The sequence below is a fragment of the Pseudomonas sp. IPO3747 genome (assembly GCF_013385245.1).
GTDB lineage: Bacteria > Pseudomonadota > Gammaproteobacteria > Pseudomonadales > Pseudomonadaceae > Aquipseudomonas > Aquipseudomonas edaphica.
Genome location: NZ_JACAQL010000004.1, coordinates 453,314 through 479,913 on the forward strand (window position 1 = coordinate 453,314; position 26,600 = coordinate 479,913).

Below are 26,600 nucleotides of genomic sequence, written 5' to 3' on the forward strand. Positions count from 1 at the left end.
CCGAGGTGCCTGCATCGCGGGCAAGCCCGCTCCCACAGTTAGTCCGCGCTGAAACTCAATACTTGCGGCAGGTCCACATCCCACAGCACACCGGGATCTTCCACTCGCACCTCCTGCACACTCGCCTGGGCAAATAACGGCTTTGCGCCACGATCACCGCTCAATGCCATCATTCGCGGCCCAAGCGCCCGGCCAAAAGCCACCGGATGCCCGTATTTACCCGCCTGCACCGGCACACTGATGCCATCGTCCTGGACCGCATCAACCACCCGCTCAATGGTCGACGGCTGAATAAACGGCATATCCCCCAACACCACCAACCAGCCATCGGCCTCACCACTGGCTGCGACAGCCGCCGCGATGCTGTCACCCATACCGGCCGATTCGAGCAGCAAGACTTCACAGCCATACGCCTTGGCCAAGCGAATAACGGCCAGGCGGTCCGGCGAAGTGACCAGCCAACGCCTTACAACGCGCCCTGGCAAATTCATCAACACCTGCTCAATCACTGGCCGCGTTACGCCGTCAAGCCCGATGCAATCAGCCAGCAGCTTGTCTTGATCAGCTCCGGCCGCAGCGCGAAAGCGACTGCCCTGCCCCGCCGCCAGCACAATCGCCGTCACCATTACTCAGCCTCCACCGGCAACGGTTTCTTCTGCATCGGTGCCACGCCATTCTTGATCGCGACAATTTCCGCCATCAATGACAGAGCAATTTCGGCCGGCGTATGACTACCGATATGCAGACCGATCGGCCCATGCAGACGCGCGATCGCCTCCGCCGACAGTCCCAGCGCCGTCAGGGTTTCCCGGCGCTTCTGCGTATTGACCCGCGAACCGAGGGCGCCAATGTAGAACGCCGATGAGTTCAGCGCCGTCAGCAGCGCCATATCGTCCAATCGAGGGTCGTGCGTCAGGCAGACGATGGCCGTGCGCTCATCCGTCTGGATATTCAGCACCGCCTCATCCGGCATGCCGGGCACAAAGCGGCCATGCTGCTCTTCCCAGCCGTAGACGAATTCTTCGCGCGGGTCGCAGATCAGCACTTCGAAATCCAGCAGGCGCGCCATTTCAGCCACGTAGCGCGACAGCTGCCCGGCGCCGATCAGCAGCAAACGCCAACGCGGGCCGTAGATAGCCCGCAGGCGCTCGCCATCAAAGGTCACGACGTCGGTCTTGGCCGCGCCGCTCAAGGTCACCGTGCCACTGCTCAGGTCCAGTTCACGCGCGACGATCTGATGGTCTTCGCAGCGCGCCAGCAGCTGCGAGACCCAGCCAAATTCATCCACGCGTTCCTCAGTCAGGCGCAACGTGCCGCCGCACGGCAGGCCGAAACGCGCCGCCTCATCGCGGGTGACGCCGTAGGTCACCAACTGCACCGGCGGGCCATCCTCCGGCAAGCGGCCATCCTGCAAGCGCGCGATCAAGTCGTCCTCGATGCAACCACCCGACACCGAGCCGATCACCACGCCATCGCCACGCAAGGCCAACATCGCCCCCGGCGGGCGTGGGGCGCTGCCCCAGGTCTGGACCACGCTGTACAAAACTACTCGGTGCCCGGCACGGCGCCATTCGAGCACGCTGCGCAGGACATTCAGATCCACACTGTCCATCAGGTCTCCTACGGCGAATGAAGTATTCACTTACTGTAAAGCAAGCAAAACCCAAAGCGCCACGCCAGAAACGCAAACGCCCCGAACCAGTCGGGGCGTTTGCAGGCTTTGGGTGTTGTTCACACCTTGGGCAATTTTTTACTTGATAGCAGGAGCAGGGCCTTCGGCCACACCCAGGTCATCTTCCGGACGGGTATCGGAAATACCGGTGCCGCCGGACGCCAGCTCGCTGTGCAGCTTGTCGGTGTCCAGCTCTTTAACCCACTTGGCCACAACGATGGTGGCAACGGCGTTACCGACCAGATTGGTCAGTGCGCGGGCTTCGGACATGAAGCGGTCGATACCCAGGATCAGCGCCAGGCCGGCAACCGGCAGGTGGCCTACGGCCGACAGGGTGGCAGCCAGTACGATAAAGCCCGAACCGGTCACGCCTGCAGCGCCTTTGGAGGACAGCAGCAGCACCAGCAGCAAGGTGATCTGATGGGTGATGTCCATGTGGGTGTCAGTCGCCTGGGCGATGAACACGGCAGCCATGGTCAGGTAGATCGACGTACCGTCGAGGTTGAAGGAGTAGCCGGTCGGGATCACCAGGCCTACTACGGATTTCTTCGCGCCCAGACGCTCCATCTTGATCAGCATGCGTGGCAGTGCGGATTCGGAGGAGGAAGTACCCAGAACGATCAGCAGCTCTTCACGGATGTAGCGAACCAGCTTCAACACGCTGAAACCGTGCGCACGGCAGATGGCGCCCAGCACCACGACCACGAACAGGATGCAGGTGATGTAGAAGCAGATCATCAGTTGGCCCAACTGCACCAGGGAACCTACGCCGTAGGCACCGATGGTGAACGCCATGGCGCCCAGGGCACCGATTGGCGCGAGCTTCATGATCATGTTGATGATGTTGAACATCACGTGGGCGAAGCGATCGATAAAGTCCAGCACCGGCTTGCCGTAGGCACCCAGGCGATGCAGGGCAAAACCGAAGATCACCGAGAACATCAGCACTTGCAGGATGTCGCCGTTGGCGAAGGCACCGACGATGGTGTTCGGGATCACATTGAGGATAAAGCCAACCACGCTCTGGTCTGCACCAGCGGTCACGTAGGCCGCGACTTTAGAGGCGTCCAGGGTCGCCACGTCGATGTGCATGCCGGCGCCCGGTTGCACAACGTTGACGACGATCAGGCCAATCAGCAGGGCAATGGTGGAAACAACTTCGAAGTACAGCAGCGCGTAGCCGCCGGTTTTGCCCACCGATTTCATGCTTTGCATGCCAGCGATGCCGCTGACAACGGTGCAGAAGATGATCGGGGCAATGACCATTTTGATCAGCTTGATAAAGCCGTCACCCAGTGGCTTGAGGGCCACACCGGTCTGCGGGTAGAAGTGACCGAGCAAAATACCGATAACGATTGCGACGATCACCTGGAAATACAGGGATTTGTAGATTGGCTGACGAGTCGTCATTGCAAAGTTCCTCAATCGCACCGTGTGACAAAGATCCGCCATTGCCCACGACACTTGAATTGCGAACCCTCCTGCACTGGAGGGATTTGTTGTTTGCGAGGTCTGTAGGAATAAACCTGCGCTGTAATCCTTATCGCAAACGCCGTGCCACTTTGCTGAAAACCGCTGACGGCCTTTAGACATCAGGGCCGAGATCAGTAAATACGCCATCGACACTGGGGCCAGGTGGCGGAATTCCGCCCACTCATCCCCTCTCGTCCTACAATTTGGCGGATATCCGCCTTGTCGCCCCACCCGGTGATGGCTAACATCCGCCACTCCATGGACGAGGCCCTCACATGCGTGAACGTACCATCGCCAGTCACTACGCCCGCGCCGCCCTGGGCGGTGCGCGCCGCGCGGGTTACGACTATTCGGGCCTGCTGCTGCAAGTGGGCATCACCCCGGAACTGCTGAGCGAACCCCGCGCCCGCATCGCCCCCGAGCAATTTACCCGGCTGTTGCAAATGCTGTGGCTGGGGCTGGACGACGAATACCTGGGGTTTGCCGAAGGCCCGAGCAAGCGCGGCACCTTCGCCATGATGTGCCACGCGCTGATTCACTGCCGCACCCTGGAGAAGGCTCTGGAACGCGGCTTATTATTTTATAGCCTATTCCCGCAGGGTCCGCGCTGGCTGCTGACCAGAGAAGGCGATTTGGCCCGCTTGAGCCTGGACGATTCGCAGCTGTGGGACCCGGACCACTTTCTCAGCGAGTGCCTGCTGGTGATCTGGCATCGCCTGGGCAGTTGGCTGATCGGCCAGCGCATCCGGCTACAGCAAGCCACGTTCAGCTATCCGATGCCGGCCCATGCGGGCGAATATGACCTGCTGTTCCCCTGCCCTCAGGTATTTGGCGCGCCGAACAGCAGCCTGGTGTTTCCCGCCCGTTACCTGAGCCTGCCGTTGTTGCAGGACGAGCGCACCCTCAAGCACTTTCTCGAGCGCTCGCCCGCTGACCTGTTGTCGCGACCGGATGAGGGCGACAGTTTAAGCAGCCAGCTGCGCCGCTTGCTCAGCCGCGACCGCACGCCCTGGCCGGACCTGGAGGCCGTCGCCCAGCACCTGCACATCAGCCCGCAAACCCTGCGCCGGCATTTGCGTGAGGAAGGCACCAGTTTTCAGACGCTCAAGGATGAGTTGCGGCGGGACATCGCCATTTACCACTTGGGGCGGGCGGATTTGTCGTTACAGGAAATTGCCGAGCAGTTGGGGTTTTCTGAGCCGTCGGCGTTTCATCGGGCGTTCAAGAAGTGGACCGGATTGACGCCGGGGGCTTACCGCGCGCAGGAGAATTAGAGGGGCAGTGCCTGGGCGGGCCTCATCGCGGGCAAGCCCGACTCCCACAGTTGATCGGATTCACACAATCAAAAAGGTGGGAGCTGGCTTGCCTGCGATGGGGCCTGTAAGGACAATAAAGATCACGCCGCCGGAAAGTGAATCCTGAACGCCGCGCCACCCAAAGGCGAATCCCCAAGGGTCAACCGCGCGCTGTAGCTTTCAATGATGTCCTTGACCACCGCCAGGCCAATGCCCTGCCCCGGATGCTGGCGGTCCAGCCGCTCGCCCCTTTGCAGAATCCGCGCACGCTGATCGGGCGGTACGCCAGGGCCGTCATCTTCGATGCACAGCTCAGTGCCTTCAAGGTTCTCCGTCAGGCTGATGCGCACTTCACTCAGGCACAGGCGATAGGCGTTTTCCAGCAGGTTGCCAAGCATTTCCAGCAAGGCGCCCTTCTCGATCGGCACGTCACACTCGGGCGGCAATTCAAAGGTCACGGTCACGCGCTTGTCGCGGTAAACCTTGTCCAACGTGTCGCACAGGCTTTGCAACACCGGTTCCAGGCGCACCTGGTGCCGCACCAGGCCACTTTTACGCAGGCTGGCGCGCTGCAATTGGTAGCCGATCTGCTGGCTCATGCGTTCGATCTGCGATTGCAGCACCCAGGCCTGGCCGCGTTCTTCCGGGCGCTGGGCCATGTCTTCGCTCACGCCCTGCAACACCGCCAGCGGGGTTTTCAGGCTGTGGGCCAGGTCGTCGAGGGAATCGCGGTAGCGCGCCCGTTGCTCGCGTTCGCTGTGGAGCAAACGGTTGAGCGAGCCGGTCAGGCGCAACAGTTCGCGTGGGTGTTCCTCGGTGAGGCTTTCGCGGGTGCCGCCTTCGATCTGGTCTAGCTCCTGGCTCAAGCGCCGCAAGGCTTGCAGGCCCCAGGTCAGGCCCAGCCACAACAGCGTCAACAATACGAGCAAGGCCGCGCCGAAGCCCAGGTAGAGGTTTTCCTGCAGGCCTTCGAGGGTCAGTTGGTATTCACGCACCGGTTGCAGCGCCACGATACTGAACGCCGCGCTCTTGCCGCCCAGCAACTTGACCTCGACGTCGTACACGAAAAACTCCTGGCCATTGGCTTCGCGAATCCGCGCAAATTCATTACCGCGCCCGTCGTAGCGCGGCTTGTAGTTGATGTTTTCTTCCTGGGTCGCCCGCGAGCGCCACACCAGATGCCCCTCACGGTCGTAGATGTAACCGAGCAGGCGACTGTCAGTGAGGTTGAAGCGTTCGTCCGGCAACTGCGCAGGCATCAGCAGGCGGTTGTTTTCGACCCGCGCGGCGGAAATCAGCGTGGTGACATCCGAGGCCAGGCGCTGCTCGATGGAATCCTGCAGCGCCAGGCTGAACGCGCCTTGCATGGCGGGCAACAAGCCCAGCATAAACAGCACGGCCAGGGTGGTGGCCGCGAGCATCAAGCGCACACGTAGCGAGCGAATCAACGGCAGCGCTCATTGAACAGGTAGCCCAGGCCACGCACGGTGTCGATCGGTTTGAACCCGGCCGGGCCTTCCAGCTTGCGGCGCAGGCGACCCACCAACACTTCGATCACGTTCGGATCCCGCTCGTCGTCATCAGGGTAGAGCTGTTCCATCAAGCGGTCTTTGGCGACCACCTGCTGATGGTGACGCATCAGGTATTCGAGAATCCGGTACTCGTAGGCCGTCAGCGCCAACGGTTGCTCATCCAGCGACGCCTGCTTGCGATTGAGGTCGAGCAGCAAAGGCCCGGCGACGATGGTCGACTGGGTGAACCCGCTGGAGCGGCGCAGCAAGGCGTTCATGCGCGCCTCCAGCTCTTCGAACTGGAACGGCTTGACCACGTAATCGTCGGCACCGGCAGCCAGGCCTTCGACCTTGTCTTGCCAGTTGCCGCGCGCGGTGAGGATCAGGATCGGGAAAGTCTTGGCCTGGCTGCGCAGTTGGCGGATCAGGTCCAGGCCGCCCATGCCGGGCAGGCCCAGGTCGATAATCGCCAGGTCATGGTTGAATTGGCCGGTCTGGTAAAGGGCTTCCTCGGCATTGGCCACGGCTTCGACCACGTGGCCGCTGTCGGTCAGGCGGGTGAACAGGTGATGACGCAGCAGCGCCTCATCTTCCACGACCAGCAATTTCATAAGGCTCTCCAAGGCGATTCAACTGTCCGACAGGGGGATATCATAGCGGCCCTGCAAGTCTTGCGGGCGCAGTTTAATGCCATTGTATTGGCCCGTCAGGTGTTCGTAGCCGGTGCGGTAGGCCGGTTGCGGCGTGGTCATGCCCAAAGACTGGCCCCACGGCGCCGCCTGGCCAGCCACCTCGTCGAAGCTCACACGCTGGATCAGGTTGCTGGATTTCCTGGTTTTCTCGCTGCCGAAAGCGGCAAACGCACCGTCCGAAGCCTGAACCCCGGCAGTGGCGCCGAGCATGCTCAAGGCGAGAATCAGCTTTTTGATCGCAGTCATGGGGCTTACCTCTACGCGTTTTGGCTGTTGAAGCCAGACTACGCAGGCGCCCCTGAACTCCCCCTGAACGGGCTCTGAACCAGGCCTGAACCGTTACGGACTATCCACCGGCGCGCCAACTGACGCAAAATACCGCGCATGACGCCTCTACCCGCTTGTTGCACCCCGCTCGATGCCCATTGGCCACTGCCCATCCCGCTGCCGGGCACGGTGTTCTTGAGCACGCGATTCGACCCGGCCTTGTTGCTCGCCGATGACTTCCAGCGCAGCGCCGTGCCGCCTCCGGCCAGCATCCAGCGCTCGGTGGCCAAACGCCAGGCGGAGTTCCTTGCCGGTCGCCTGTGCGCACGGGCGGCGTTGCAACAGCTTGATCAGCTCGATTGCGTACCGGCCATCGGTGACGACCGTGCGCCGGTATGGCCTGGGCATATCAGCGGTTCCATTACCCACAGCACCGGGCACGCGGCGGCCATTGTCGGGCACAAGGCGCAATGGCGCGGGCTGGGGATGGACCTCGAAAATCTGCTGTCACGGGAGCGAGCGGAACGTTTGGCTGGAGAGATTCTGACCGCCGACGAATTGCAGCGCATGTCACTGGGGCCGCGCGAGCAGAATGCCCTGCTGGTGACGCTGACGTTTTCGGTCAAGGAGAGCCTGTTCAAAGCGCTGTATCCGATTGTGCACAAGCGTTTCTACTTTGAGCACGCCGAGGTGCTTGAGTGGTCGCAGGCAGGCCATGTGCGGTTGCGGTTGCTGACGGAGCTGTCTGCTGAGTGGTGTTATGGCACTGAGTTGGAGGGGCAGTTTGCGGTGGAGGGGGAGCAGTTGTTGAGTCTGGTGGCTGTCGGCGCCTGATAGATCGCTATCGCGGGCAAGCCCGGCTCCCACCTTTGATGTGCGCATACATTCAAAATGTGGGAGCTGGCTTGCCTGCGATAGCGGTCTTAAGTCTTGTCCTGATCCCTGGGCCAACTCAAGCTGAAACACGCCCCACCCAGGTTGTTGCTCTTGCTGATCAACGCCCGCCCGCCGTGCCAATAGATAATCCGCCGCACAATCGACAAACCCAGGCCATGCCCGCCTGAAGCTCGCGTGCGGCTATCGTCCAGACGCAAAAATGGCGTGAAAATCCGCTCCCAGGCGCTTTCCGGCACCCCCGGCCCGTCATCTTCCACATCGATGCGGCAACGCACCTGCCCCACTTGATAGCTGATCAGCACCCGGCCCTGGGCATGGCGCATGGCATTGCCCACCAGATTTTGCAGGGCGCGGTGCAAGTAGCGCGGCTCGGCGTCGACCCAGGCATCGTCCCAGTGTGCCGAAGACAGGCAGATGCCACGGGCAACACTGACCTGCGGGCGCAGTGGCGATAATTCGCCGATCACCTGATCGAGCAAGGCGCTGAGGTCGACCCGCTGGAAATTCAGCTCCGGCGCGCCCTGCTCCAGACGGGCGTAGGTGAGCATTTCGTCGACCAGGCCGTCGAGGTCCTGGATATCGCTGTCCATGCCGTCCATATATTTACGCCGCGCCTCTGGGGTGGCGGCGTCGCCGATCATCTCCAGGCCGAAACGCAGGCGCGCCACCGGGGTGCGCAATTCGTGGGAGACGGCGCGCACCAGTTCGCGCTGGATCGCCAGCAATTGCTGCAAGTGCTCGGCCATGCCATTAAAGGCGGCGGCCAAACGCCCCACCGAATCGGCGCCCCGGGCCGGTACGCGCACTTCCAGGTTGCCTTTGGCAATGCGCGTGGCCGCCGCCTCCAGGCCTTTGAGGCGGCGCTCAAGCTGGCGCACCAATAAATAGACGATCAAACCGATCAGCGTGAGGCTGATCAACGCGATCAGGATCAGCCACTGCGGCGGGTACGGGTTCATTTGATACAAGGGGCCGATTTCCAGCACCCACGGCGTGCCGACCATGCCGGCGAATACGCGGATGGAGTCGCCGCCCTTGCCCAGGGCCATCACCGTGTCGCCTTCCGCAACCCGGCGGCGCTGGTCATCATCCATATCCGCCTGATCCAGCGTCATCAGGTGCATCTCAAAACCAAAGCCCTTGGCCTCTTTTATGTCCGCCAGGCGTTGCGGCTGCTCGGCCACCGGGAAACGCACCAGTTCGTCAGCCAACAGGTAAATCGTCGCACGCGCCAGCTGCTCGCTGATCTGCTGCACTTCACCGGTGAGCACAAGCTGCGACTGTTCACTGACCAGGCGCAGCACGCGCGCGGCATGCGGGCCGGTCTGCTCCACCAGCACCTGGCCACGCTGCAGGCGGTTGCGCTGGGTCAGGTCCAACTGCGCGTCCGCCAACGGACGCAGTTCCAGGGGAATGCCGAGCAAGCGCTCCCACACCGCCAGGGCGCGCTGGCGCTCGATCGCGCTCATCGGTTGCAGGTTGTCGCCCATCAACGCAAAGGTGCCGTGGGCCAGGCGCTCACGGTACTGGCCGCTGCGCACTTCATTGAGCAGGTGCAGGGCCAGCACGCCAAGCAACGCCACCAGGATCAGCGCCGCGCACATGCCGCCGTAGATGCGCAGGAAGATCGAGTTCACAGCGGCAAGTCGGCGGCAGCTTCGGGGACGAACAAGTAGCCTTTGCTGCGAATGGTTTTGATCAGGCGCGGGTGAATCGGGTCGTCGCCGATCTTGGGTCGAATACGCGAGATGCGCACATCAATGGAGCGGTCCTGGCCGTCGTAGCCAATCCCGCGCAAGGCAATAAAGATTTCTTCGCGGGACAGGATACGCCCGGCATTCGCCACCAGCAGCCACAGCAGGTCGAACTCGGCACTGGTCAGCTCGATGCCGCCCTCATGCAGCCAGGCTTCGCGCAGGGCGTTGTCCACCACCAGCGGGCCGAATTGCAGGCGCCGCTGGCTTTCCACGGCGGCGGGTAGTACCGGCTCGCTGCGCCGCAACAATGCCTGAATACGCGCCAGCAACAAGCGCGGGCGCACGGGTTTGCACACATAGTCGTCGGCGCCCATGTCCAGGCCCTGAACCTGGTCCATGTCATCGGTGCGGGCGGTGAGCATCAGGATCACGCCGTCGTAGCGTTCGCGGACTTTGCGGCAGATGCTCAGGCCGTCTTCGCCGGGCAGCATCAGGTCGAGGATCACGAGGTCCGGTTGTTCGGCGACAATGCGCGCCGCCGCCTGGGCGCCGTCGCTCTCCACCGACACCTGCAAGCCGTTGCTCTCCAGGTAATCACGGGTCAACTCGGCCAGTCGCTCGTCGTCCTCGACGATCAATATCTGCCAGGCTTCTTGCTCCATGCGCTACCTCGGTTCTCATTATTGTCATGTGCAGCAAACACACTGCTGCCTCTATATGAAGGCCGATTGTAGCCATGGGCCAACCCTTAAACACAAGCCGGGAAATCCATTCGGTGATCGCGTTTTTTTGTGATAGGGTTCGCGCCCTCAAAAAACCAACAGACGGTTTTTGCCTTGGAATATTCGGTGACAAACGGCGTAATCCAGCAGTACTGCGGCCTACACGGGTGTTCCACGTTTCATACACATTTTACCCACAGCGTTATCCACAGGTAGTGCGTTGCTAAGCCCCCCAAAACGCATTATCTTGTACCTCGGCGCTAAAAAAACCCTACATGTAGGGTTTTAAGCAAAAAACCAAACACAAATCAGACAAGAAACTCAAGCGCTTTCTTGCTCCTGTTTGGTTGAACCAAAGCATTTTTTAAAAGCCCAAACCGCGCACGCGGATGGCAACCGTTTTCCAGCCCGATTGGCAGAAAACGGTACGGGTGTTGCAGTGCTTGCAGCGAGCAACTGTCACCCGGCAGGAATACGGCCAAGGGCTCTTTCAAGCCCCGAACCGAAGACTTCGGCATGGAAGCGGCGCGAATAGCTCCCTTCCTCCTGTCCCGAAGTTGTTATGCCAGGCCCAGGCCTGTTGTAAGTGCTTCAGGACGGAACGGTGGGCACCGTGATGGTGCCCAAATAAATATAGAATGTGGAGACAACCCCCCATGCAAACCGACACAACTCGCGAGAACCCGCAAGGCTCCGTGCCGCAGGCCGCTGATTCGAACCTGGATCTGTCCGCCACTGCACCTGGCCAACTGCGTGTGATCAAGCGTAACGGCACTGTCGTTCCTTATACCGATGACAAAATCACCGTCGCCATCACCAAAGCGTTTCTTGCAGTTGAAGGCGGCACCGCTGCTGCCTCGTCGCGCATCCACGACACCGTTGCCCGCCTGACCGAACAGGTTACCGCGACCTTCAAACGTCGCATGCCGTCGGGCGGCACCATCCACATCGAAGAAATCCAGGACCAGGTCGAACTGGCCCTGATGCGTGCCGGCGAGCAGAAAGTGGCACGCGACTACGTGATCTACCGTGACGCCCGTTCCAAGGAACGTGCCGTGCGCTCCCCGGCTGAAGAATCGGCCGTGCAAGCTCACCCATCGATCCGCATCACCCTGGCCGACGGCAGCTTTGCTCCGCTGGACCTGGGCCGCCTGAACACCATCATCACCGAGGCCTGCGAAGGCCTGGAAGAAGTCGACGGTGACCTGATCCAGCGCGAAACCCTGAAGAACCTGTACGACGGCGTGGCCCTGACCGACGTCAACACCGCCCTGGTGATGACTGCCCGTACCCTGGTTGAGCGTGAGCCGAACTACTCGTTCGTGACCGCGCGCCTGCTAATGGACACCCTGCGTGCCGAAGGCCTGGGCTTCCTGGGCGTGGCCGACAGCGCCACCCACCACGAAATGGCTGACCTGTACGCCAAGGCCCTGCCGGCCTACATCGCCAAGGGTATCGAATTCGAATTGCTGAACCCGATCCTGGCCACCTTCGACCTGGAAAAACTCGGCAAGGCGATCAACCACGAGCGCGACCAGCAGTTCACCTACCTGGGCCTGCAAACCCTGTACGACCGTTACTTCATCCACAAGGACGGTATCCGCTTCGAATTGCCGCAAGTGTTCTTCATGCGTGTGGCCATGGGCCTGGCGATTGAAGAGAAGCAAAAAGAAGACCGCGCGATTGAGTTCTACAACCTGTTGTCGTCCTTCGACTACATGTCGTCGACCCCAACCCTGTTCAACGCAGGCACCCTGCGTCCACAGCTGTCGAGCTGCTACTTGACCACCGTGCCGGATGACCTGTCGGGCATCTACCACGCGATCCACGACAACGCCATGTTGTCCAAATTCGCCGGCGGCCTGGGTAACGACTGGACGCCGGTGCGTGCACTGGGTTCTTACATCAAGGGCACCAACGGCAAGTCCCAAGGCGTTGTACCGTTCCTCAAAGTAGTGAACGACACCGCTGTAGCCGTGAACCAGGGTGGCAAGCGCAAAGGCGCTGTATGTGCCTACCTGGAAACCTGGCACATGGACATTGAAGAGTTCATCGAGCTGCGCAAGAACACCGGTGATGACCGTCGTCGTACCCACGACATGAACACCGCCAACTGGATCCCTGACCTGTTCATGAAGCGCGTCTTCGATGACGGCCCGTGGACCCTGTTCTCGCCGTCCGAAGTGCCGGACCTGCACGACCTGACCGGCAAGGCCTTCGAAGAGCGTTACGAGTACTACGAAGCCCTGTCCCAGTACCCAGGCAAGATCAAGCTGTTCAAGACCATCCAGGCCAAAGACCTGTGGCGCAAAATGCTGTCCATGCTGTTTGAAACCGGTCACCCATGGCTGACCTTCAAAGACCCGTGCAACCTGCGCAGCCCGCAGCAGCACGTGGGCGTGGTCCACAGCTCGAACCTGTGCACCGAGATCACCTTGAACACCAACAAGGACGAGATCGCCGTTTGCAACCTGGGCTCGATCAACCTGCCGAACCACATCGTCAACGGCAAGCTGGACACTGCCAAGCTGGAACGCACCGTCAACACCGCCGTGCGCATGCTCGATAACGTTATCGACATCAACTACTACTCGGTGCCACAGGCGCAGAACTCCAACTTCAAGCACCGTCCGGTCGGCCTGGGCATCATGGGCTTCCAGGACGCGCTGTACCTGCAGCACATTCCTTACGGTTCGGACGCTGCCGTCGAGTTCGCCGACAAGTCCATGGAAGCGGTCAGCTACTACGCGATCCAGGCTTCCTGCGACCTGGCCGACGAGCGCGGCGCCTACGAGACGTTCCAGGGCTCGCTGTGGTCCAAAGGCATCCTGCCGCTGGATTCGCAACAGATCCTGATTGAGCAGCGTGGCCAGAAGTACATCGACGTTGACCTGAACGAAACCCTGGACTGGGCGCCGGTACGTGCCCGTGTGCAGAAAGGTATTCGTAACTCCAACATCATGGCCATCGCACCGACCGCAACCATCGCCAACATCACTGGCGTGTCGCAGTCGATCGAACCGACCTACCAGAACCTGTATGTGAAATCGAACCTGTCGGGCGAATTCACCGTGATCAACCCGTACCTGGTTCGTGACCTCAAGGCCCGCGGCCTGTGGGACTCGGTCATGATCAACGACCTGAAGTACTACGACGGTTCGGTGCAGCAGATCGAGCGCATCCCGCAAGAACTCAAAGAGCTCTACGCGACCGCCTTCGAAGTGGACACCAAGTGGATCGTTGACGCCGCCAGTCGTCGCCAGAAGTGGATTGACCAGGCTCAGTCGCTGAACCTGTACATCGCCGGTGCATCGGGCAAGAAGCTCGACGTGACCTACCGCATGGCCTGGTACCGTGGCCTGAAAACCACTTACTACCTCCGTGCCCTGGCCGCGACCAGCACCGAGAAGTCGACCATCAACACCGGTAAGCTCAACGCTGTTTCCAGCGGCAACCACGGTGATGATTCGGTGCTGGCTGCTCCAGCCGGCCCGGCACCCGTGCCAAAGGCTTGCGCGATTGATGAGCCGGATTGCGAAGCTTGCCAATAAGCTGAGTGAGTCCCGGGCTTGAACGCCCGGGATGTAAAAAACCGATAAACCTGAATGCATTTGGGTTTATCGGTTTTTTTTGCGCTACACGAATGCGTAGGCGTTGCCTTCCTGAGGCCCTTCACCGCGCCCACCCCACAATTCAATGCGCCCGCCAATCACCGCCATTGAATGGTGGCCATAATCCACAACACCCAGCTTGCCACTTGCCAGCTCGGAACTCGAAGACCGCCTATAGAGGTCTTTCAGGCCAAGCCGGTCCAGCGCTTCCCAACCCATTTCGCCATTGTTCAAACTTTGCATCGCATGAGCGAAACTCTGTTTTGCAGCATTGGGGTTGTCATCGTAGCCATTGCCCTCCATTTGAGCCCGCTTGGCGCTCGCGGCATACATGAAGTTTGCGTCGGTAATCATGCCCGGATTATCGCCCTTGAACTGCGCGTAAGCGGCTGCATGCCTTAACTCACCCTTAGATAAAGTAAGCTCGAAACCGTCTCGCATTTTTACGTAGTAACCCCCTCCCGTCTCCTTCACATCCTTGAAGACGTCGGTAGGTTTTTGACCAAACTTCATCATCGCTCCCTTTATCGCGGAAACGGTGACGCAATTGCCGTCAGGGCCTTGGCTGAAACCACTCCAGATATTGTCCGGCTTTTTACCTGGGTTGCTTGCATCTGGCTTGTAGTTGAAATGCTTGGAACCGTCGGTAATCGGTAGATTACTCATGGGTTCGCTACCGCCGAAATTCTTCGGATTTACCCTGCCACCACCACCACCACCACCACCACCACCACCACCACCACCACCTGGTGACGGTCCAGGAGCTGGCGCTGGAGACGGCTCATCCGCAAATAAATCCGGAAACAGCCTCTTCAACAACGCGAGCAAATCGGTGGACGCGTCCTTCTTCAACTGCTCAAGGATCTCCTTGAACTTCTCCTCCCCCAGCGCTTTGCGCTTTTCATTGAGCTTGTCCCGCAAGTCCTGGGCAGTTTGGTTCTTGTTGCCCTTTTCGGCGTCATCCAGCTGTTTGAGCATTTGGGCGACGGTTTTTTTATCGGCCTCTATGTCATCCTTTTTTTCCTCTGTAGGGTTAGCGCCCCACAGGTTTTGCCCCGCGCCACTGACGTCATAACGCACACTTCCAGCCCCAGGGCCAGACACCGACAAATTCCACATACCCCGCCCCCTAAGATCCAGCACCTTTAAGTCCGATAAGTGGAAAGAACGGCGAGGTCGGTTCCACAAAGGCCTGTCAGCTCGCAACTGAGCAAAGGGTGGGAATGGTTGCTGATCCAAATAGCAGGCAAAAAAAAGCCCCTCGCTAGAGGGGCTTTCATTCACAGCAGTGTCAGGCCAACCGCATCAGGTCATCTGAATAATGGTCTGCATGATGGTGCTCTGGGTGGAGATGGTCTTGGCGTTCGCCTGGTAGTTGCTCTGGGCCTTGATCAGGTCCACCAGCTCGTTGGTCAGGTTGACGTTGGAGTTTTCCAGGGACTTGGACACGATCGAACCCAAGGTGCCGGATTGCGGGGCGTCATAACCCGGCTGGCCCGAGGCGAAGGTCTCTTTCCAAGTGGTGCCACCCGACGGCTGCAGCCCCTGTTCGTTGTTGAAGCTGGCCAGGGAGAGCTGACCGATGGCCTTGCTCTGCTGGTTGCTGAAGGTGGCGAACAGCACGCCGTTACCGTCGATATTCAGACCGGTGATCTGGCCGGTTGCGTAGCCATCGGTGACCGGTGGGTTACGGTAGGTGGCCGAGTTGTACTGGGTGATGTTGCCCATGTTGATGGCAATACCGCCAGGGTTGGCATTCGCGCCGTTTTTGGTCCACACGCCATTGGTCACTGTACCCGGCACCCAGCCAGTCAGCTGCAAGGTAGTGCTGGAGGTGCCCCCGGTGACAATCCCGGTGAGCTTGCCGGCACCGTCAAAGCTCAACGTCGATGCCACCGGTGGCGTCGAGCCTGTGCCGGTAGGCGCCGAACCGTCTGGGTTACGGCCGTCGATCAGGGTGTAGGACTTCCAGGTATTGGAATCCGTTTTGACCAGGTACTGCACCATCGGGTGCGCGTTACCCTGGGTGTCGTACAGCGTAGTGTTGTACTGGGTGCTGAACGAGCTGGACTCGGTTGGATCGAACGGGTGCGCCGCCTGATCGATCACCGGCGAGGAAGAGTTCAGGTTACTGGTGGAGTCCACTTTGGTGGACGCCTTGGGCGGCAGGTTCGACAGGTTCAATTGCAGGTCGGTCAGCGCGCCCTTGATGATGTTGCCATCGGCGTCCGCGGCGTAGCCTTGCAGGCGCGAGGTGCCGGTGTTGTTGGTGATGTAGCCGTCTTTGTCCGAACGGAAGGTGCCGCTACGGGTGTATTCCAGCGAACCGTCACTGCCCTTCTGCACGAAGAAGCCACCGCCCTGGATCGCCATGTCCAGCAAGCCGCCGGTGTTGTTGACGTCACCTTGGGTGAATTGCTGGGACACCGCCGCCAGGTTCACGCCGCTGCCGACACTGTTCTGGCCAGTGCCCAGTTTGGACGCCGCGTAGATGTCGGAAAACTCCGCACGGGACGATTTGAAACCGGTGGTCGCAACGTTGGCAATGTTGTTGCCCGTCACGTCCAGTTGTTTGTTGGCCGCATAGAGGCCGCTAAGGCCGATGTTAAAAGACATGTTTCTCTCCTTCTGCCGTATTTAGCCGGCTCTATGTACCGATAGTCTGAATTTGCGACAGCTTGACGCTGCCCATGCCGCCTGCAAGGTTGAGCAGCATTTCGCCGCCGGTCTTGCTCAACGTCACGCTGGTGACCGTTGCCGGCAGCGACGTCAACAGGGCAACCGCGTCGCCTTTGTCATTCTTGGTGCTGGCCGCGAAGGTATAAGTGCCGGCGGGGGCGACTTCACCTTTGTCGTTCTTGCCATCCCATATAAAGCTTGAATTGCCGGCGCTTTGGGCGCCCATGTCGATAGTGCGCACCACGTTGCCGTCTTTGTCGGTGATTTTTACCGAGACGTTACCTGTCGCTGCCGTCACCGCCACCGAGCCGGTCATGCTCTTGCTGGTATCAACCATGGCCTTGTCGGTCTGGGTGATGATCGAACGCCCGACCAGTGACGAGGCCTGCAACGCTTGCGAAGAGCTGAAGTTGCTGGAGATCGCATTCACCGAGTCGTTCAGGGTGTTGATGCCTTCCAGGCTGCTGAACTGCGCCAGCTGCGCCACGAACGCGCCGTTGTCCTGAGGCGACAGCGGATTCTGGTTTTTCAGCTGGGTCACCAGCAGTTGCAGGAACGCATCCTTGCCCAGCGCCTGGTTGCCCGTGGCCGCCTTGGCGGCACCATCAAGGCCGCTGTTGTCTGTGGCAGTCTTGACCTTGGAGTTGAACAGGTCCTGAACCGCCGTGTTGGGTGTAGAAGTGGTATCAACAATGGCCATTATTTGGCGCCCCTTATCACTGACCCAGGGTCAGGACCTTCTGCATCATGGTTTTGGCGGTGTTCATCATTTCCGCGTTGGTCTGGAACGAGCGGCTGGCGGAAATCATGTCGGCCATTTCCTCGACCACGTTGACGTTGGGGTAGTACACGTAACCCTTTTCGTTCGCGGCCGGATGGTTAGGCTCGTAGCGGGCTTCCAGGTTGCTCTGGTCTTCGACCACGCCGAGCACCTGCACGCCTTGGCCCGCCGCATCCTGGTTCTGGAACAGCGAATCACCGCTGCCGCTCTGGCCGGCCTGGCCACCCTGGAACATGGTGGCGAACACCGGGTGACGGGCGCGGTAGGTCTGGTCAATGCTCGAAGACACGGTCTCGGCGTTGGCGATGTTACTGGCGACGGTGTTCAAACGCGTGGTCTGCGCGCTCATGCCACTGCCGGCAATATTGAAAACACTGGCGAGGGACATGGCTTACTCTCCGCGCAGGGCTGACATCAGCCCTTTGAATTTGCTGTTAAGCAGGGTGAAGCTGGCCTGAAAATTCACCGAGTTCTCGGCGTAGGCCGATTGCTCCAGCTGGGCGTCGACGGTGTTCTGATCGATCGACGGCTGCATCGGCGTGCGATACAGCAGCGACTCGTCACCATTGCCCAGGCCTTGCGCTTCGATATGACGGCTGTTGGTCATGTTCAAGGCAAAGGTGCCGTTCTTGGTCTTGTCCTGCTGTGCGGCGAGCACGGCGGAGAAGTCCAAATCCCGAGCCTTGTAGTTCGGGGTGTCGGCGTTGGCAATGTTGTTGGCCAGGACTTCGGCACGTTGGGCGCGAAAGCCCAGGGCTTGTTCGTGGATACCGAGCGCTTTATCGAAGCTGATGCTCATGGCGGAAACCTTTAGGCTGACCTGCTTTTCGTATCTGGGTTATAGCAAGGCCCATGCCAATTCGCCGAAGGCCCGTATTACAAGGGTTTGCGCAAGGTTTGCCGGCGGCAATGCCAGAAAAGCGGCAATGGGCTTCCGCGTGGCGCCAGTAAAGCGGCAATGGCGGTTGCCGCTTTTACACCCGGTGGCAATCCTTCAACAGGCTGCCCCAGTGCGCCAGATACCTTGACCGCTCGTCTGCACTGTCATTTCTGACAGTTGTTGCGCCTACGTCTTTGCGTGCCTCATCGGGTGACCCCCTACATGCATAAAGCAGAGGCACACCATGCTGACTATTCCCCCCCTCAGATTCGTCCTGCAGGACAACGCGCTACCCATTCCAAACCTCTCGACCAGACTGCTGATCGGCAATGCGGTTGAATTGTTTTGCCCCTTTGCCGTCAAGCAGGGTGATTTCGTCAACGCAAATTTGATCGGCGAAAGAGGCAGAACGTACAACCTGAGCTTTGAGGTGGAGAAAGACGAGGCCGGGCTCAACTTTCTGACTCACCGTTCAATCATTGTCGGTAAGTCAGGGACCAATGTTGTTTTAATATTACGCGTTCGACGTGGCAGCGACGTGTACTTTGCGCCGAACGCAACCGTGTCCATCGATGCCGGCGGCATCGTTGTGCCTGTTCCTGGCACAGTGTGGGATTTCGCCGATGGCACCTTCCAAAGCTGGGTACCTCAGTCAGTTTATGCAGGCAGGGTGCTGCACATCGTCAACGGCAGCGTGGTCGTTGACCTGCCCAGCAGCCAGGTAACCAAGGCTCACATCATCACCCAACCCGTATCGGTCATCGCTGGGCGCATCTACGATGTCAGCTTTGACGTCCTGGGTGGTACAGCCGCCGGAGATGGCTCGACGCTGTACCTGACGGTTGACGGCAGCCGAATCGGCGCCAACGTACAAAACATAACCAACGCATCAACACAAACCGGAACCGGGACATTTACCGCAAGCAGTACCGGCACCGTGCATTTGGGTATTTTCAACGAGACCATCCCCAGCAGGAACCATCTTCTATTCTTGGGCAATATCCGAATGGCACCCAAACCCTGACCACCGCCCGTAATAAACTGGCGCTTGGCGCGCATAAAAAACGGGAAGCCTTTGCGGGGCTTCCCGTTTTTTTATGCTCAAGCCACCTTTATTTGGCCTGATAAATGATCCCGGGGCTGCACTGCACCATCTGGTAATGATCCGGCAAGCCGTTGAGCGCTTCGGATGCACCCAGGAACAAATAACCACCACGCTTGAGCGTACCGTGAATACGCAACAGGATGTCTTTCTTCACCTCTGCCGAGAAGTAGATCAACACATTGCGGCAGAACACCATGTCGAACTTACCCAGGCTGGCATAGCTGTCGAGCAGGTTGAACGAGCGAAATTCCACCCGGCTCTTGATCGGCGCCTTGACCGCCCAGCGTCCTGCCCCTTTGGGGTCGAAGAAACGTTGCAAGCGTTCCTGGGACAAACCGCGGCCCAGGGCCAGGCTGTCGTACTCGCCGGTCTTGCAGTTGGTGAGCATGGTGCCGGACAAATCGGTGGCGACAATTTGCGCGCCGGCCTTCAATTGGCCCATGTTCGTGCGCTCGAACTCATCGATGGACATCGAGATCGAGTACGGTTCCTGCCCCGAAGAACAAGCGGCCGACCAGATGCGCAGGCGCTGGCCCGGACTGGCCTTGATGGCCTCCGGCAGCACTTTGTTCTTGAGCACTTCAAAGGGGTAGGTATCACGAAACCACAAGGTTTCGTTGGTGGTCATGGCATCCACCACCATTTCCTTGAGCCCGCTGCGCGGCTGACCCTGGATGCGCTGGACCAACTCACCCAGGGATTTAATGCCCTGCTGTTCCATCAGTTTGTTGAGACGGCTGGATACCAGGTACTGCTTGTTTTCACCGAGCAATATGCCACAGGCTTTTTCCAGGAAGACCCGGAACTGTTCGAAATCCAAATTACCCGTAGACAATGATACCGCCTCTTAAATCGTGTGACCGCCAGGAGGAAATCCCCCTAGCCGTGATCTGCTGCCTTGATCCGGTCGACTACCCGGGATGCCAGGTCATCAGGGCGGAATTTGGCCAGGAAGTCATCAGCACCGACCTTCTTGACCATCGCCTGATTGAATACGCCCGACAAGGAAGTATGCAGGATGATATGCAATTTTTGCATGCGTGGATCGTTACGTATCTCGGCCGTGAGGGTATAGCCGTCCATTTCCGGCATTTCAATGTCGGAGATCATCATCAGGAACTCTTCTTCCGGCTTCTTGCCTTCGTCCACCAGCTTGCGCAGGTAATCCAGGGCTTGGCGACCATCGTTCAAGGCCACCACTTCCACGCCGACGGTTTGCAGGCAACGGCTGACCTGCTTGCGCGCCACCGAGGAGTCATCCACCGTCAGCACACGCAGTGACACTGCCTTGTGCGCGGTTTCGGCGTCTACCACGCCAACCGAAATGGTTTCCGAGGTGGGTGCGACTTCGGCGAGGATCTTTTCCACGTCGATGATTTCGACCAACTGGTTGTCGACCCGCGTCACTGCCGTGAGGTAGTGATCGCGCCCGGTGCCCTTGGGCGGCGGATGGATCTCCTCCCAGTTCATATTGACGATGCGCTCCACCGAGCGCACCAGGAAACCCTGGGTCTTGGTGTTGTATTCGGTGATGATCACAAAGGGGCTTTCGCGGTCCTGCAACCCCGAGGAACCGGTGGCCATGGCCAGGTCGAGAATCGGGATGGTCGCGCCTCGGATATTCGCTACGCCGCAGACCACCGGGCTGGATTTAGGCAATATGGTCAGCTTGGGGCACTGCAGTACTTCCCGCACTTTAAACACATTGATGCCGTACAGCTGCTTGCCGTCCAGGCGGAAAAGCAACAGTTCCAGGCGATTCTGCCCTACCAGCTGTGTGCGCTGGTTTACTGAGTCCATTACTCCTGCCATGCCTTGACTCCTACGCTAAAACCTTTGGCTATACCTACAAGGGCAACGACGCTCACCCAACACTAAACGGCACGGGCTTTGCTATTTATTGGTCTATGAACCTTAAAACGACAGTTTTCCGACGCATCCCACGGTATCGCAGATTGCTCTGCGCAACGATGGCTTTGCTTGCCTTGGGCTCGGGCACCACGGCTCGCGCAGATAATGTCACCTTGCCTGATCTCCTTATCGGCGTCACCCAAGGCTTTCTTGAGTTCACTGTAGAAGATTATCTGGCGACCACCCAAACGCCGGGGCGTTACGAAATCCAGGTCAACCAACTGGACCCGCGCCTGCGCATGCCCATGTGCGACAAGGAATTGACGGCCAGCCTCGAAAGCCCGGCCCAGCCCATCGGCCGCGTGACGGTAAAAGTGCGCTGCGAGGGCGCCTCACCCTGGACCGTGTTTGTGCCGGCGCAGGTCAAACTGTTCCGCGATGTGGTTGTGGTCACACGCCCGCTCAAACGCACCGGCATCATTGGTTTTGAAGACGTGGCCCTGCGTGAACGCGACATCAGCCTGATCAATCAGGGCTACCTCACCGCTGTGGACCAAGCGATCGGGCAGAAACTGACCCGACCAATGGTCACCGACCAGGTCATTACGCTGGTGCATCTGGAACAGGCTGAGGTGATTCGCAAGGGCGACCAGGTGGTGATTTCCGCCAGTAGCGGCGGGCTGATGGTAAAAATGCCGGGGGAGGCGCTGTCCAACGGCGGGATGAGCGAGCAGATCCGGGTCAAGAACCTCAATTCCAACCGTGTGATCAAGGCGCAGGTGACCGCGCCGGGCCAGGTTGAGGTGGCGCTATAGAAGATCACCGCTGTGAGATCACTGGTGTGAAACGCCAGGTTTTCCTACACTGTGCGTGGGATGTCGACCTGTACAGGTTTATTGTCAATCGGGCCTAAAGTTTGTCCGGGTATGGCCGAAAACATGGCAAGCGTCCAAATACCCAGAGGTTTTTTTAACATGGTCATTGATTTCAGTCGTTTAAATAACACCCAGGCTTTGCCGGGCAATACGCGCACCAGCGGGGCAAAGGACGGCGTAGAAGCCAAGTCCCAGCCAGCACCTGCCGCCAAGGCAGAACAGGCCAGCGCCAGCCAGAGCGGGGAATCGGTACACCTGAGCAATGAGGCTCAACAGTTGCAGAAGGTCACTGACTCGCTGCGCGATCAACCGGTTGTCAATAAAGCCCGCGTGGCCGAATTGAAACAGGCAATCGCTGATGGCAGCTATAAGGTCGACAGCAACCGTGTAGCCAGCAAGCTGCTTAACTTCGAAGCCGAGCGCTAGGCAAAGGCCTGCGCAGGGCTTGTGGACGCTTAAAACCCAAGGCCAGCCATGCACCACGACGAACATTTGCTTGAACTGATCATTGATGATCTGGCGCCGACGCAACTTCTGCTCGAGCTGCTCAAAGAAGAATCCCTGGCCCTCTATGGCCGGGACATGCGCTTGCTGGAGGAAATCCTGGCGCGCAAACAGTCGCTGATCGTGCTGCTGGAGCAGCATGGCAAGAAGCGCAGCGAAATTCTCATCAGCCTGGGCCTGCCGGCTGATCATGATGGCCTGGCACAACTGGCCAGCCACTCCTCGGTAGGCGATCAGTTGCTGGCGCAGAGCACCGCACTCAATCAATTGCTGGCCCAGTGCCAGGAAGCCAACCTGCTCAACGGCCAGTCGATCCAGCTGCAGCAGGCTACGACCGCCAACCAGTTGCGCATACTCCACGGCGGAGAGCCTCCGGCGCTGTACAACGCCCAAGGGTCGACCTCGCGCCTGGTCAAGCCAAGCACCCGCAGCCAAGCCTGACACCGGTTTACAGCGCGCCCTATCCAAGGCGCGCTACATGCTGGCAAAATGCCGGTTCTTGCGTGTAGTCGTATTTTGCCTGGAGATGGAAGAACCGTGTTCAACGCCCTTAATGCGGAAGATGCTCCGCAGCCACCCAAGGTGCTCACCACGCCTCTGGAAATCGCCAGCACGTTGCGAATGCTGCAAGAAAGCCATGACCCGCTGATTATCACTTTCCATGAACGCAGCCAGCGGTTCCAAAGCTATCTGGTGGATATAGATCGGGACAGCAAAACGCTCGCCCTGGACGAAATGATCCCCCGCGACGGTGAACGCTACCTTGAGAACGGCGAACCGTTCCGCATTGAAGGTTTCCATGACGGTGTGCGTGTCGCCTGGGAAAGCAACGGCACACTGACCATCAGTGAAAAAGGCGGCCACCGCATCTACACCGGCAGCATGCCCGACGAGGTGGTCTACCATCAGCGTCGCAATGCCTTTCGGGCAGCGTTGAAGCTGGCCCAACTGGTAAGCATCGAGCTGGGTGGCGAAAAGCTCAAGGCACCGATCAGCGGCAAACTGCTGGACATCTCCGCCACCGGCTGCAAGCTGCGTTTTGAAGGCGACATTTCCGATCGCCTGCAGCTGGGCCAGGTCTATGACCGCTTTATCGCCGCCCTGCCCTTTGGCAGCATGACCACCTCGGTGGAGCTGCGTTACCTGCACGTCGAAGACAAGATCAACACCACCTTCGCCGGCGTGCGCTTCCATAACATGAGCGGCTTGGTTCAGCGCCAGGTTGAACGTTTTGTGTATCAGTTGCAGCGTGAAGCGCGGCGCTTTGACAAAGACGACGACCTTTAAGCCTTAAAGGCCGTATCAATAAAAACGGGCAGATCCTGATGGGATCTGCCCGTTTTTGCTTTCAGGGGCGTGCCCTGCTCAAGTCGTGGGGATGCTCGTCCGGCCCCAGAGGCTCCGGCGGCCCTTCAAAAGCCGGTTCATCCGCGGGTTGTTGCGGGTCAGTTTCGATTTCAGGTTCCGGGTCGGGCACCACGCTCTGCATTTGCTCCTGCACCACCGCTTCATCCACCCGCGGGTCAAGGCAGGCCACCAGCGGCGAGCTGGACATGCTGTCGGGCATCGCCACGTGATGCAGCGGCGCATCGTCCACCTGATGCAGGTTAGTCACCGCCTTCGGCCGGATCCGCCACACCAGGACCAATGCACACAGGCTGAAAAAGGCGTACAGCATGTGGCTGCCGAACAGCTTCATCACCACACCCGCCAACAGCGGCCCGACACTCGCGCCGATGCCGTAGGTCACCAGCAACATGGCCGTCAGCGACACGCGGCGATCACCTTCCACATGGTCATTGGAGAACGCCACAGCCAACGGATACAGGCAGAACTGCACCAGCGAACACAGGAAGCCAGCCACAAACAGCACTTCCAGCGGCACTTGGGTCATCACGGCCAATGGCAACGCCGCCACCGCCAGGCACAAGGCAAAACAGCGAATCAGCAAGGCACGATCATAGCGGTCCGACAACCAACCCAATGGCCACTGCACCAACAGACCGGCAAAGATGCAGCTACCCATGAACAGACCGACCTGCTCGGTGCTCAAGCCTTGCTGCGAGGCATACAACGGCGCCAGGCCGTAGAACGAGCCAACGATCAGCCCCGCGCCCAGCACCGTACTCAGCGACTGCGGCACACGCTTGATAAAGAAGCGCGGCTCCATAGGCGCAGGGTGCAGCGGCGCCGGGTGAATGCGTCGGGTCATGGCCACCGGCACCAGGCACAAGGCAAAGCACAGCGCCACCAGCATGAGCAATTCGAGGCCAAGCTGCGGGTGCATGACCAGGATCAACTGACCCAATACCAGCCCAAGGTAGGAGGCGATCATATAGCCGCTGAATACCACGCCACGCTGCTTGGCGTCCGCCTGCTCATTGAGCCAGCTTTCGATAACCATGTACTGGCACATCATCCCCAGGCCCACGATCATCCGCAGCACAATCCAGGCCGGCAGCCAGTTGATGAGGCCGTGGCCCAACACCGCCGCGCCGACAATCCCGGCACAGGTGGCATACGCGCGAATATGCCCGACGCGGGCAATCAGGCGATGCCCGATCTTGCCGCCCAGCACCAGGCCGAAGTAGTTGGCCGCCATCAGCGCACCCACCCACAGGCTGTCGACGTGGTCGGCTGCCAGACGCAAGGCAAGGTAAGTGCTGAGCAGGCCGGACCCGATCAACATCATCAAGGAGGCGAAATAAAGGGCTCGAAAAGATTTCCAGATCTGGCGCATCGGCGTTCCGAGCGGCTCCTTGCAGTGAGGGACAGGGCTATCAGCATGATAGTCCGGGGTTGCCGGGAGCGGACAGACGCAGCGGGCCGTTTTCCGGGGAATATTTTGCTTAATCGTTCAGACGCTGCCTGGCCGCATGCAAGGTACATATGCAACGTACAAAAGCGACGAGAAACACACTGCGCACCTGCTGTGAACCCTGACAGGCGGCAAGGTTCGACCGGTGTTGCAGGCACGCACAAAAAAGCCCTGCCAGGACAACCTGTGCAGGGCTTTTGAAGATGGTGTCCCAGGGCCGGTTCGAACGGCCAACCTTCCCCTTAGGAGGGGGATGCTCTATCCAATTGAGCTACTGGGACAAATGACAGCCATTGGGCACGGGGCACAGCGACGGACGGCGTGCATGTTAACGGCCAAGGTGGGTTTTGTCATGTCGTCCGTGGGCTTTTTGAGTGTAGGCCGATCCTTGTTCGACCGAGGCCCGCGTTGCCCCGCAGCCACGGGGCCTGGATGCTGTCGTGCAAAATGCACTACCCCAAAATGCCATCATTGCAAATTGCAACCCGACGCCACTTTAAAGTAGACTCAAGTCATTGATTTTAATGAAATAATAGATTGGCACGGGACCTGCAATACTTCTCCTACAAACCCATCCAGCCACGGCGTTTAGCGGAGAACATGACCATGAACAGTGCCCTTCTGTTAGCCCTCAACACCATAGCCTTGGCTGCACTGGTGATGTTTCATTTCCAATCCACCGGCAGTAATGATCCTGCGCAACTTAGCCAGGCCGTGCCGCACCATCTACAACAACGCCCGCAATTGGCGGTGATGACGCCCAACGCGCAATCGCCGGTACGCCTGACCCAAGGCACCCAGACTGCACCGGCATCCGAACATTGGGTTTTCTAAGGACGCCATTCATGAGCAAATCCGCCTGGCTGTTTTTGTGCCTGACTGTCGCCACTGGCCTCCTGGGCCTGGGCGCCACCTCCGAAGATGGACAAACTGCTGCAATGGTCGCAGCCGGCGTGTTCACGAGCCTGCTTGTGCTGACGCTTTTCATGGGCCGCAAAATCAAATTCGACCCCGTTTTGCGGTAATCTCTGCACCACCTCCCTCCCTCGACCTTATGTCGCCCCGCCCTAGCAAATCGGCAAATTGCCACTAGTCTTAAAGATAAGGGCAAAAGGCCACTTTGCTTTAGGATATGCGGCCTCAATCCCTGCGCGCGCCTGGACTTACGGGAAGTTCCCCTGAGGAATGACGCGTTGAAAAGTTTTCCAACCAGTCCGCAAAAATACAAATGAGTGCTGGCATTAAGCCTTTAGTCAGTTCAATATTTGTC

The 26,600-nt window shown here is 59.4% G+C and carries 26 protein-coding genes and 1 tRNA gene; 10 read left to right on the forward strand and 17 right to left on the reverse strand.

From position 1 onward, the window contains the following. Positions 1 to 38: 38 nt before the first annotated feature. The 3 genes from HX790_RS09030 to HX790_RS09040 form a co-directional block, all read right to left on the reverse strand. Entirely contained in the window at positions 39 to 626 is a 588-nt protein-coding gene (locus HX790_RS09030) for an NTP transferase domain-containing protein (protein WP_176991449.1), read from the reverse strand. Next, the gene (locus tag HX790_RS09035) at positions 626 to 1,612 is read right to left on the reverse strand and encodes an XdhC family protein (RefSeq protein ID WP_176991450.1); all 987 of its coding nucleotides are present in this window, start codon (positions 1,610 to 1,612) and stop codon (positions 626 to 628) included. The genes HX790_RS09030 and HX790_RS09035 overlap by 1 nt, the downstream gene beginning before the upstream one ends. A 138-nt stretch (positions 1,613 to 1,750) precedes the next feature. Next, complete coding sequence (locus tag HX790_RS09040; protein WP_017138374.1) at positions 1,751 to 3,082, reverse strand: dicarboxylate/amino acid:cation symporter; 1,332 nt, start codon at positions 3,080 to 3,082, stop codon at positions 1,751 to 1,753. 338 nt (positions 3,083 to 3,420) lie between these two features. On the opposite strand from HX790_RS09040, the gene HX790_RS09045 reads away from it, so the two are divergent. Continuing rightward, positions 3,421 to 4,419 carry an AraC family transcriptional regulator gene (locus tag HX790_RS09045; RefSeq protein ID WP_176991451.1) on the forward strand — a complete coding sequence of 333 codons (999 nt, stop codon included), beginning with the start codon at positions 3,421 to 3,423 and terminating at the stop codon, positions 4,417 to 4,419. Between the two features lie 122 nt (positions 4,420 to 4,541). Here HX790_RS09045 and HX790_RS09050 read toward each other — a convergent pair whose 3' ends face one another. The 3 genes from HX790_RS09050 to HX790_RS09060 are packed head-to-tail and all read right to left on the reverse strand — an operon-like array spanning position 4,542 to position 6,889. Beyond that, positions 4,542 to 5,888, reverse strand: a complete 1,347-nt coding sequence (locus tag HX790_RS09050; RefSeq protein ID WP_138451490.1) for an ATP-binding protein — start codon at positions 5,886 to 5,888, stop codon at positions 4,542 to 4,544. Next, entirely contained in the window at positions 5,885 to 6,562 is a 678-nt protein-coding gene (locus tag HX790_RS09055) for a response regulator (protein WP_017138377.1), read from the reverse strand. Before HX790_RS09055 ends, HX790_RS09050 begins: the two co-directional genes overlap by 4 nt. An 18-nt stretch (positions 6,563 to 6,580) precedes the next feature. Beyond that, the gene (locus tag HX790_RS09060; protein WP_170039843.1) at positions 6,581 to 6,889 is read right to left on the reverse strand and encodes a hypothetical protein; all 309 of its coding nucleotides are present in this window, start codon (positions 6,887 to 6,889) and stop codon (positions 6,581 to 6,583) included. A gap of 138 nt (positions 6,890 to 7,027) precedes the next feature. Here HX790_RS09060 and HX790_RS09065 point away from each other — a divergent pair, with 138 nt between their 5' ends. After that, positions 7,028 to 7,744 (forward strand): 4'-phosphopantetheinyl transferase, encoded by a 717-nt coding sequence (locus HX790_RS09065; RefSeq protein ID WP_099548169.1) that lies wholly within the window; start codon positions 7,028 to 7,030, stop codon positions 7,742 to 7,744. 89 nt (positions 7,745 to 7,833) lie between these two features. Here HX790_RS09065 and HX790_RS09070 read toward each other — a convergent pair whose 3' ends face one another. Next, positions 7,834 to 9,444: an ATP-binding protein gene (locus tag HX790_RS09070; protein ID WP_017138380.1), complete on the reverse strand. Its 1,611-nt coding sequence runs from the start codon at positions 9,442 to 9,444 to the stop codon at positions 7,834 to 7,836. Then, positions 9,441 to 10,166: a response regulator gene (locus HX790_RS09075; RefSeq protein ID WP_176991452.1), complete on the reverse strand. Its 726-nt coding sequence runs from the start codon at positions 10,164 to 10,166 to the stop codon at positions 9,441 to 9,443. The genes HX790_RS09070 and HX790_RS09075 overlap by 4 nt, the downstream gene beginning before the upstream one ends. A 716-nt stretch (positions 10,167 to 10,882) precedes the next feature. On the opposite strand from HX790_RS09075, the gene HX790_RS09080 reads away from it, so the two are divergent. Then, complete coding sequence (locus HX790_RS09080; protein WP_099548171.1) at positions 10,883 to 13,777, forward strand: ribonucleoside-diphosphate reductase subunit alpha; 2,895 nt, start codon at positions 10,883 to 10,885, stop codon at positions 13,775 to 13,777. 84 nt (positions 13,778 to 13,861) lie between these two features. Here HX790_RS09080 and HX790_RS09085 read toward each other — a convergent pair whose 3' ends face one another. The 5 genes from HX790_RS09085 to flgB form a co-directional block, all read right to left on the reverse strand. Then, positions 13,862 to 14,956 (reverse strand): hypothetical protein, encoded by a 1,095-nt coding sequence (locus HX790_RS09085; protein ID WP_176991453.1) that lies wholly within the window; start codon positions 14,954 to 14,956, stop codon positions 13,862 to 13,864. Positions 14,957 to 15,142: 186 nt separating this feature from the next. Next, a complete protein-coding gene (gene flgE, locus HX790_RS09090) occupies positions 15,143 to 16,453 on the reverse strand; it encodes a flagellar hook protein FlgE (protein WP_017138383.1) in 1,311 nt (436 codons plus the stop codon). A gap of 31 nt (positions 16,454 to 16,484) precedes the next feature. Further along, positions 16,485 to 17,216, reverse strand: coding sequence for a flagellar hook assembly protein FlgD (flgD, locus tag HX790_RS09095; protein ID WP_176991454.1), 732 nt, complete (start codon positions 17,214 to 17,216; stop codon positions 16,485 to 16,487). Positions 17,217 to 17,232: 16 nt separating this feature from the next. Beyond that, complete coding sequence (gene flgC, locus HX790_RS09100; protein WP_017138385.1) at positions 17,233 to 17,685, reverse strand: flagellar basal body rod protein FlgC; 453 nt, start codon at positions 17,683 to 17,685, stop codon at positions 17,233 to 17,235. A 3-nt stretch (positions 17,686 to 17,688) separates the two neighbouring features. After that, positions 17,689 to 18,096, reverse strand: a complete 408-nt coding sequence (gene flgB / locus HX790_RS09105; RefSeq protein WP_003214246.1) for a flagellar basal body rod protein FlgB — start codon at positions 18,094 to 18,096, stop codon at positions 17,689 to 17,691. Between the two features lie 325 nt (positions 18,097 to 18,421). Between flgB and HX790_RS09110 the strand changes: the two genes are divergently transcribed. Continuing rightward, complete coding sequence (locus tag HX790_RS09110; protein ID WP_176991455.1) at positions 18,422 to 19,201, forward strand: hypothetical protein; 780 nt, start codon at positions 18,422 to 18,424, stop codon at positions 19,199 to 19,201. Between the two features lie 88 nt (positions 19,202 to 19,289). Here HX790_RS09110 and cheR read toward each other — a convergent pair whose 3' ends face one another. Continuing rightward, positions 19,290 to 20,117, reverse strand: a complete 828-nt coding sequence (gene cheR, locus HX790_RS09115; protein WP_017138387.1) for a protein-glutamate O-methyltransferase CheR — start codon at positions 20,115 to 20,117, stop codon at positions 19,290 to 19,292. Positions 20,118 to 20,161: 44 nt separating this feature from the next. Further along, positions 20,162 to 21,094 (reverse strand): chemotaxis protein CheV, encoded by a 933-nt coding sequence (locus tag HX790_RS09120; RefSeq protein ID WP_017138388.1) that lies wholly within the window; start codon positions 21,092 to 21,094, stop codon positions 20,162 to 20,164. A 95-nt stretch (positions 21,095 to 21,189) separates the two neighbouring features. On the opposite strand from HX790_RS09120, the gene flgA reads away from it, so the two are divergent. The 4 genes from flgA to HX790_RS09140 all read left to right on the forward strand — a co-directional run bounded on the left by flgA (position 21,190) and on the right by HX790_RS09140 (position 23,799). Then, a complete protein-coding gene (flgA, locus tag HX790_RS09125; RefSeq protein WP_026013793.1) occupies positions 21,190 to 21,948 on the forward strand; it encodes a flagellar basal body P-ring formation chaperone FlgA in 759 nt (252 codons plus the stop codon). A 159-nt stretch (positions 21,949 to 22,107) separates the two neighbouring features. Continuing rightward, complete coding sequence (flgM, locus tag HX790_RS09130) at positions 22,108 to 22,434, forward strand: flagellar biosynthesis anti-sigma factor FlgM (RefSeq protein ID WP_017138390.1); 327 nt, start codon at positions 22,108 to 22,110, stop codon at positions 22,432 to 22,434. Between the two features lie 48 nt (positions 22,435 to 22,482). Then, positions 22,483 to 22,953, forward strand: a complete 471-nt coding sequence (locus HX790_RS09135) for a flagella synthesis protein FlgN (protein WP_017138391.1) — start codon at positions 22,483 to 22,485, stop codon at positions 22,951 to 22,953. A 96-nt stretch (positions 22,954 to 23,049) separates the two neighbouring features. Then, complete coding sequence (locus HX790_RS09140; RefSeq protein ID WP_017138392.1) at positions 23,050 to 23,799, forward strand: flagellar brake protein; 750 nt, start codon at positions 23,050 to 23,052, stop codon at positions 23,797 to 23,799. A gap of 61 nt (positions 23,800 to 23,860) precedes the next feature. Here the strand turns inward: HX790_RS09140 and HX790_RS09145 are convergent, their stop codons facing one another. Then, the gene (locus HX790_RS09145) at positions 23,861 to 25,252 is read right to left on the reverse strand and encodes an MFS transporter (RefSeq protein WP_017138393.1); all 1,392 of its coding nucleotides are present in this window, start codon (positions 25,250 to 25,252) and stop codon (positions 23,861 to 23,863) included. A 282-nt stretch (positions 25,253 to 25,534) separates the two neighbouring features. Beyond that, positions 25,535 to 25,611: transfer RNA gene (locus HX790_RS09150), tRNA-Arg, on the reverse strand. A 325-nt stretch (positions 25,612 to 25,936) separates the two neighbouring features. Here HX790_RS09150 and HX790_RS09155 point away from each other — a divergent pair. Both HX790_RS09155 and HX790_RS09160 read left to right on the forward strand, forming a co-directional pair. Further along, positions 25,937 to 26,164, forward strand: a complete 228-nt coding sequence (locus tag HX790_RS09155) for a hypothetical protein (RefSeq protein ID WP_099548206.1) — start codon at positions 25,937 to 25,939, stop codon at positions 26,162 to 26,164. 11 nt (positions 26,165 to 26,175) lie between these two features. Beyond that, positions 26,176 to 26,355, forward strand: a complete 180-nt coding sequence (locus tag HX790_RS09160) for a PA3371 family protein (RefSeq protein WP_017138414.1) — start codon at positions 26,176 to 26,178, stop codon at positions 26,353 to 26,355. Positions 26,356 to 26,600: the final 245 nt, after the last annotated feature.

Excerpts from the sequence above, each read along its gene's own strand:
- HX790_RS09045 (WP_176991451.1), top strand. The coding sequence starts at position 3,421 with ATGCGTGAACGTACCATCGCCAGTCACTACGCCCGCGCCGCCCTGGGC.
- HX790_RS09160 (WP_017138414.1), top strand. The coding sequence starts at position 26,176 with ATGAGCAAATCCGCCTGGCTGTTTTTGTGCCTGACTGTCGCCACTGGC.
- flgC (WP_017138385.1), bottom strand. The coding sequence starts at position 17,685 with ATGTCCCTCGCCAGTGTTTTCAATATTGCCGGCAGTGGCATGAGCGCG.
- flgA (WP_026013793.1), top strand. The coding sequence starts at position 21,190 with ATGAACCTTAAAACGACAGTTTTCCGACGCATCCCACGGTATCGCAGA.
- flgM (WP_017138390.1), top strand. The coding sequence starts at position 22,108 with ATGGTCATTGATTTCAGTCGTTTAAATAACACCCAGGCTTTGCCGGGC.
- HX790_RS09040 (WP_017138374.1), bottom strand. The coding sequence starts at position 3,082 with ATGACGACTCGTCAGCCAATCTACAAATCCCTGTATTTCCAGGTGATC.
- HX790_RS09030 (WP_176991449.1), bottom strand. The coding sequence starts at position 626 with ATGGTGACGGCGATTGTGCTGGCGGCGGGGCAGGGCAGTCGCTTTCGC.
- flgB (WP_003214246.1), bottom strand. The coding sequence starts at position 18,096 with ATGAGCATCAGCTTCGATAAAGCGCTCGGTATCCACGAACAAGCCCTG.
- HX790_RS09060 (WP_170039843.1), bottom strand. The coding sequence starts at position 6,889 with ATGACTGCGATCAAAAAGCTGATTCTCGCCTTGAGCATGCTCGGCGCC.
- HX790_RS09085 (WP_176991453.1), bottom strand. The coding sequence starts at position 14,956 with ATGTGGAATTTGTCGGTGTCTGGCCCTGGGGCTGGAAGTGTGCGTTAT.
- HX790_RS09055 (WP_017138377.1), bottom strand. The coding sequence starts at position 6,562 with ATGAAATTGCTGGTCGTGGAAGATGAGGCGCTGCTGCGTCATCACCTG.
- HX790_RS09075 (WP_176991452.1), bottom strand. The coding sequence starts at position 10,166 with ATGGAGCAAGAAGCCTGGCAGATATTGATCGTCGAGGACGACGAGCGA.
- HX790_RS09065 (WP_099548169.1), top strand. The coding sequence starts at position 7,028 with ATGACGCCTCTACCCGCTTGTTGCACCCCGCTCGATGCCCATTGGCCA.
- HX790_RS09135 (WP_017138391.1), top strand. The coding sequence starts at position 22,483 with ATGCACCACGACGAACATTTGCTTGAACTGATCATTGATGATCTGGCG.
- HX790_RS09035 (WP_176991450.1), bottom strand. The coding sequence starts at position 1,612 with ATGGACAGTGTGGATCTGAATGTCCTGCGCAGCGTGCTCGAATGGCGC.
- flgD (WP_176991454.1), bottom strand. The coding sequence starts at position 17,216 with ATGGCCATTGTTGATACCACTTCTACACCCAACACGGCGGTTCAGGAC.
- HX790_RS09110 (WP_176991455.1), top strand. The coding sequence starts at position 18,422 with ATGCTGACTATTCCCCCCCTCAGATTCGTCCTGCAGGACAACGCGCTA.
- flgE (WP_017138383.1), bottom strand. The coding sequence starts at position 16,453 with ATGTCTTTTAACATCGGCCTTAGCGGCCTCTATGCGGCCAACAAACAA.
- HX790_RS09155 (WP_099548206.1), top strand. The coding sequence starts at position 25,937 with ATGAACAGTGCCCTTCTGTTAGCCCTCAACACCATAGCCTTGGCTGCA.
- HX790_RS09080 (WP_099548171.1), top strand. The coding sequence starts at position 10,883 with ATGCAAACCGACACAACTCGCGAGAACCCGCAAGGCTCCGTGCCGCAG.
- HX790_RS09120 (WP_017138388.1), bottom strand. The coding sequence starts at position 21,094 with ATGGCAGGAGTAATGGACTCAGTAAACCAGCGCACACAGCTGGTAGGG.
- HX790_RS09145 (WP_017138393.1), bottom strand. The coding sequence starts at position 25,252 with ATGCGCCAGATCTGGAAATCTTTTCGAGCCCTTTATTTCGCCTCCTTG.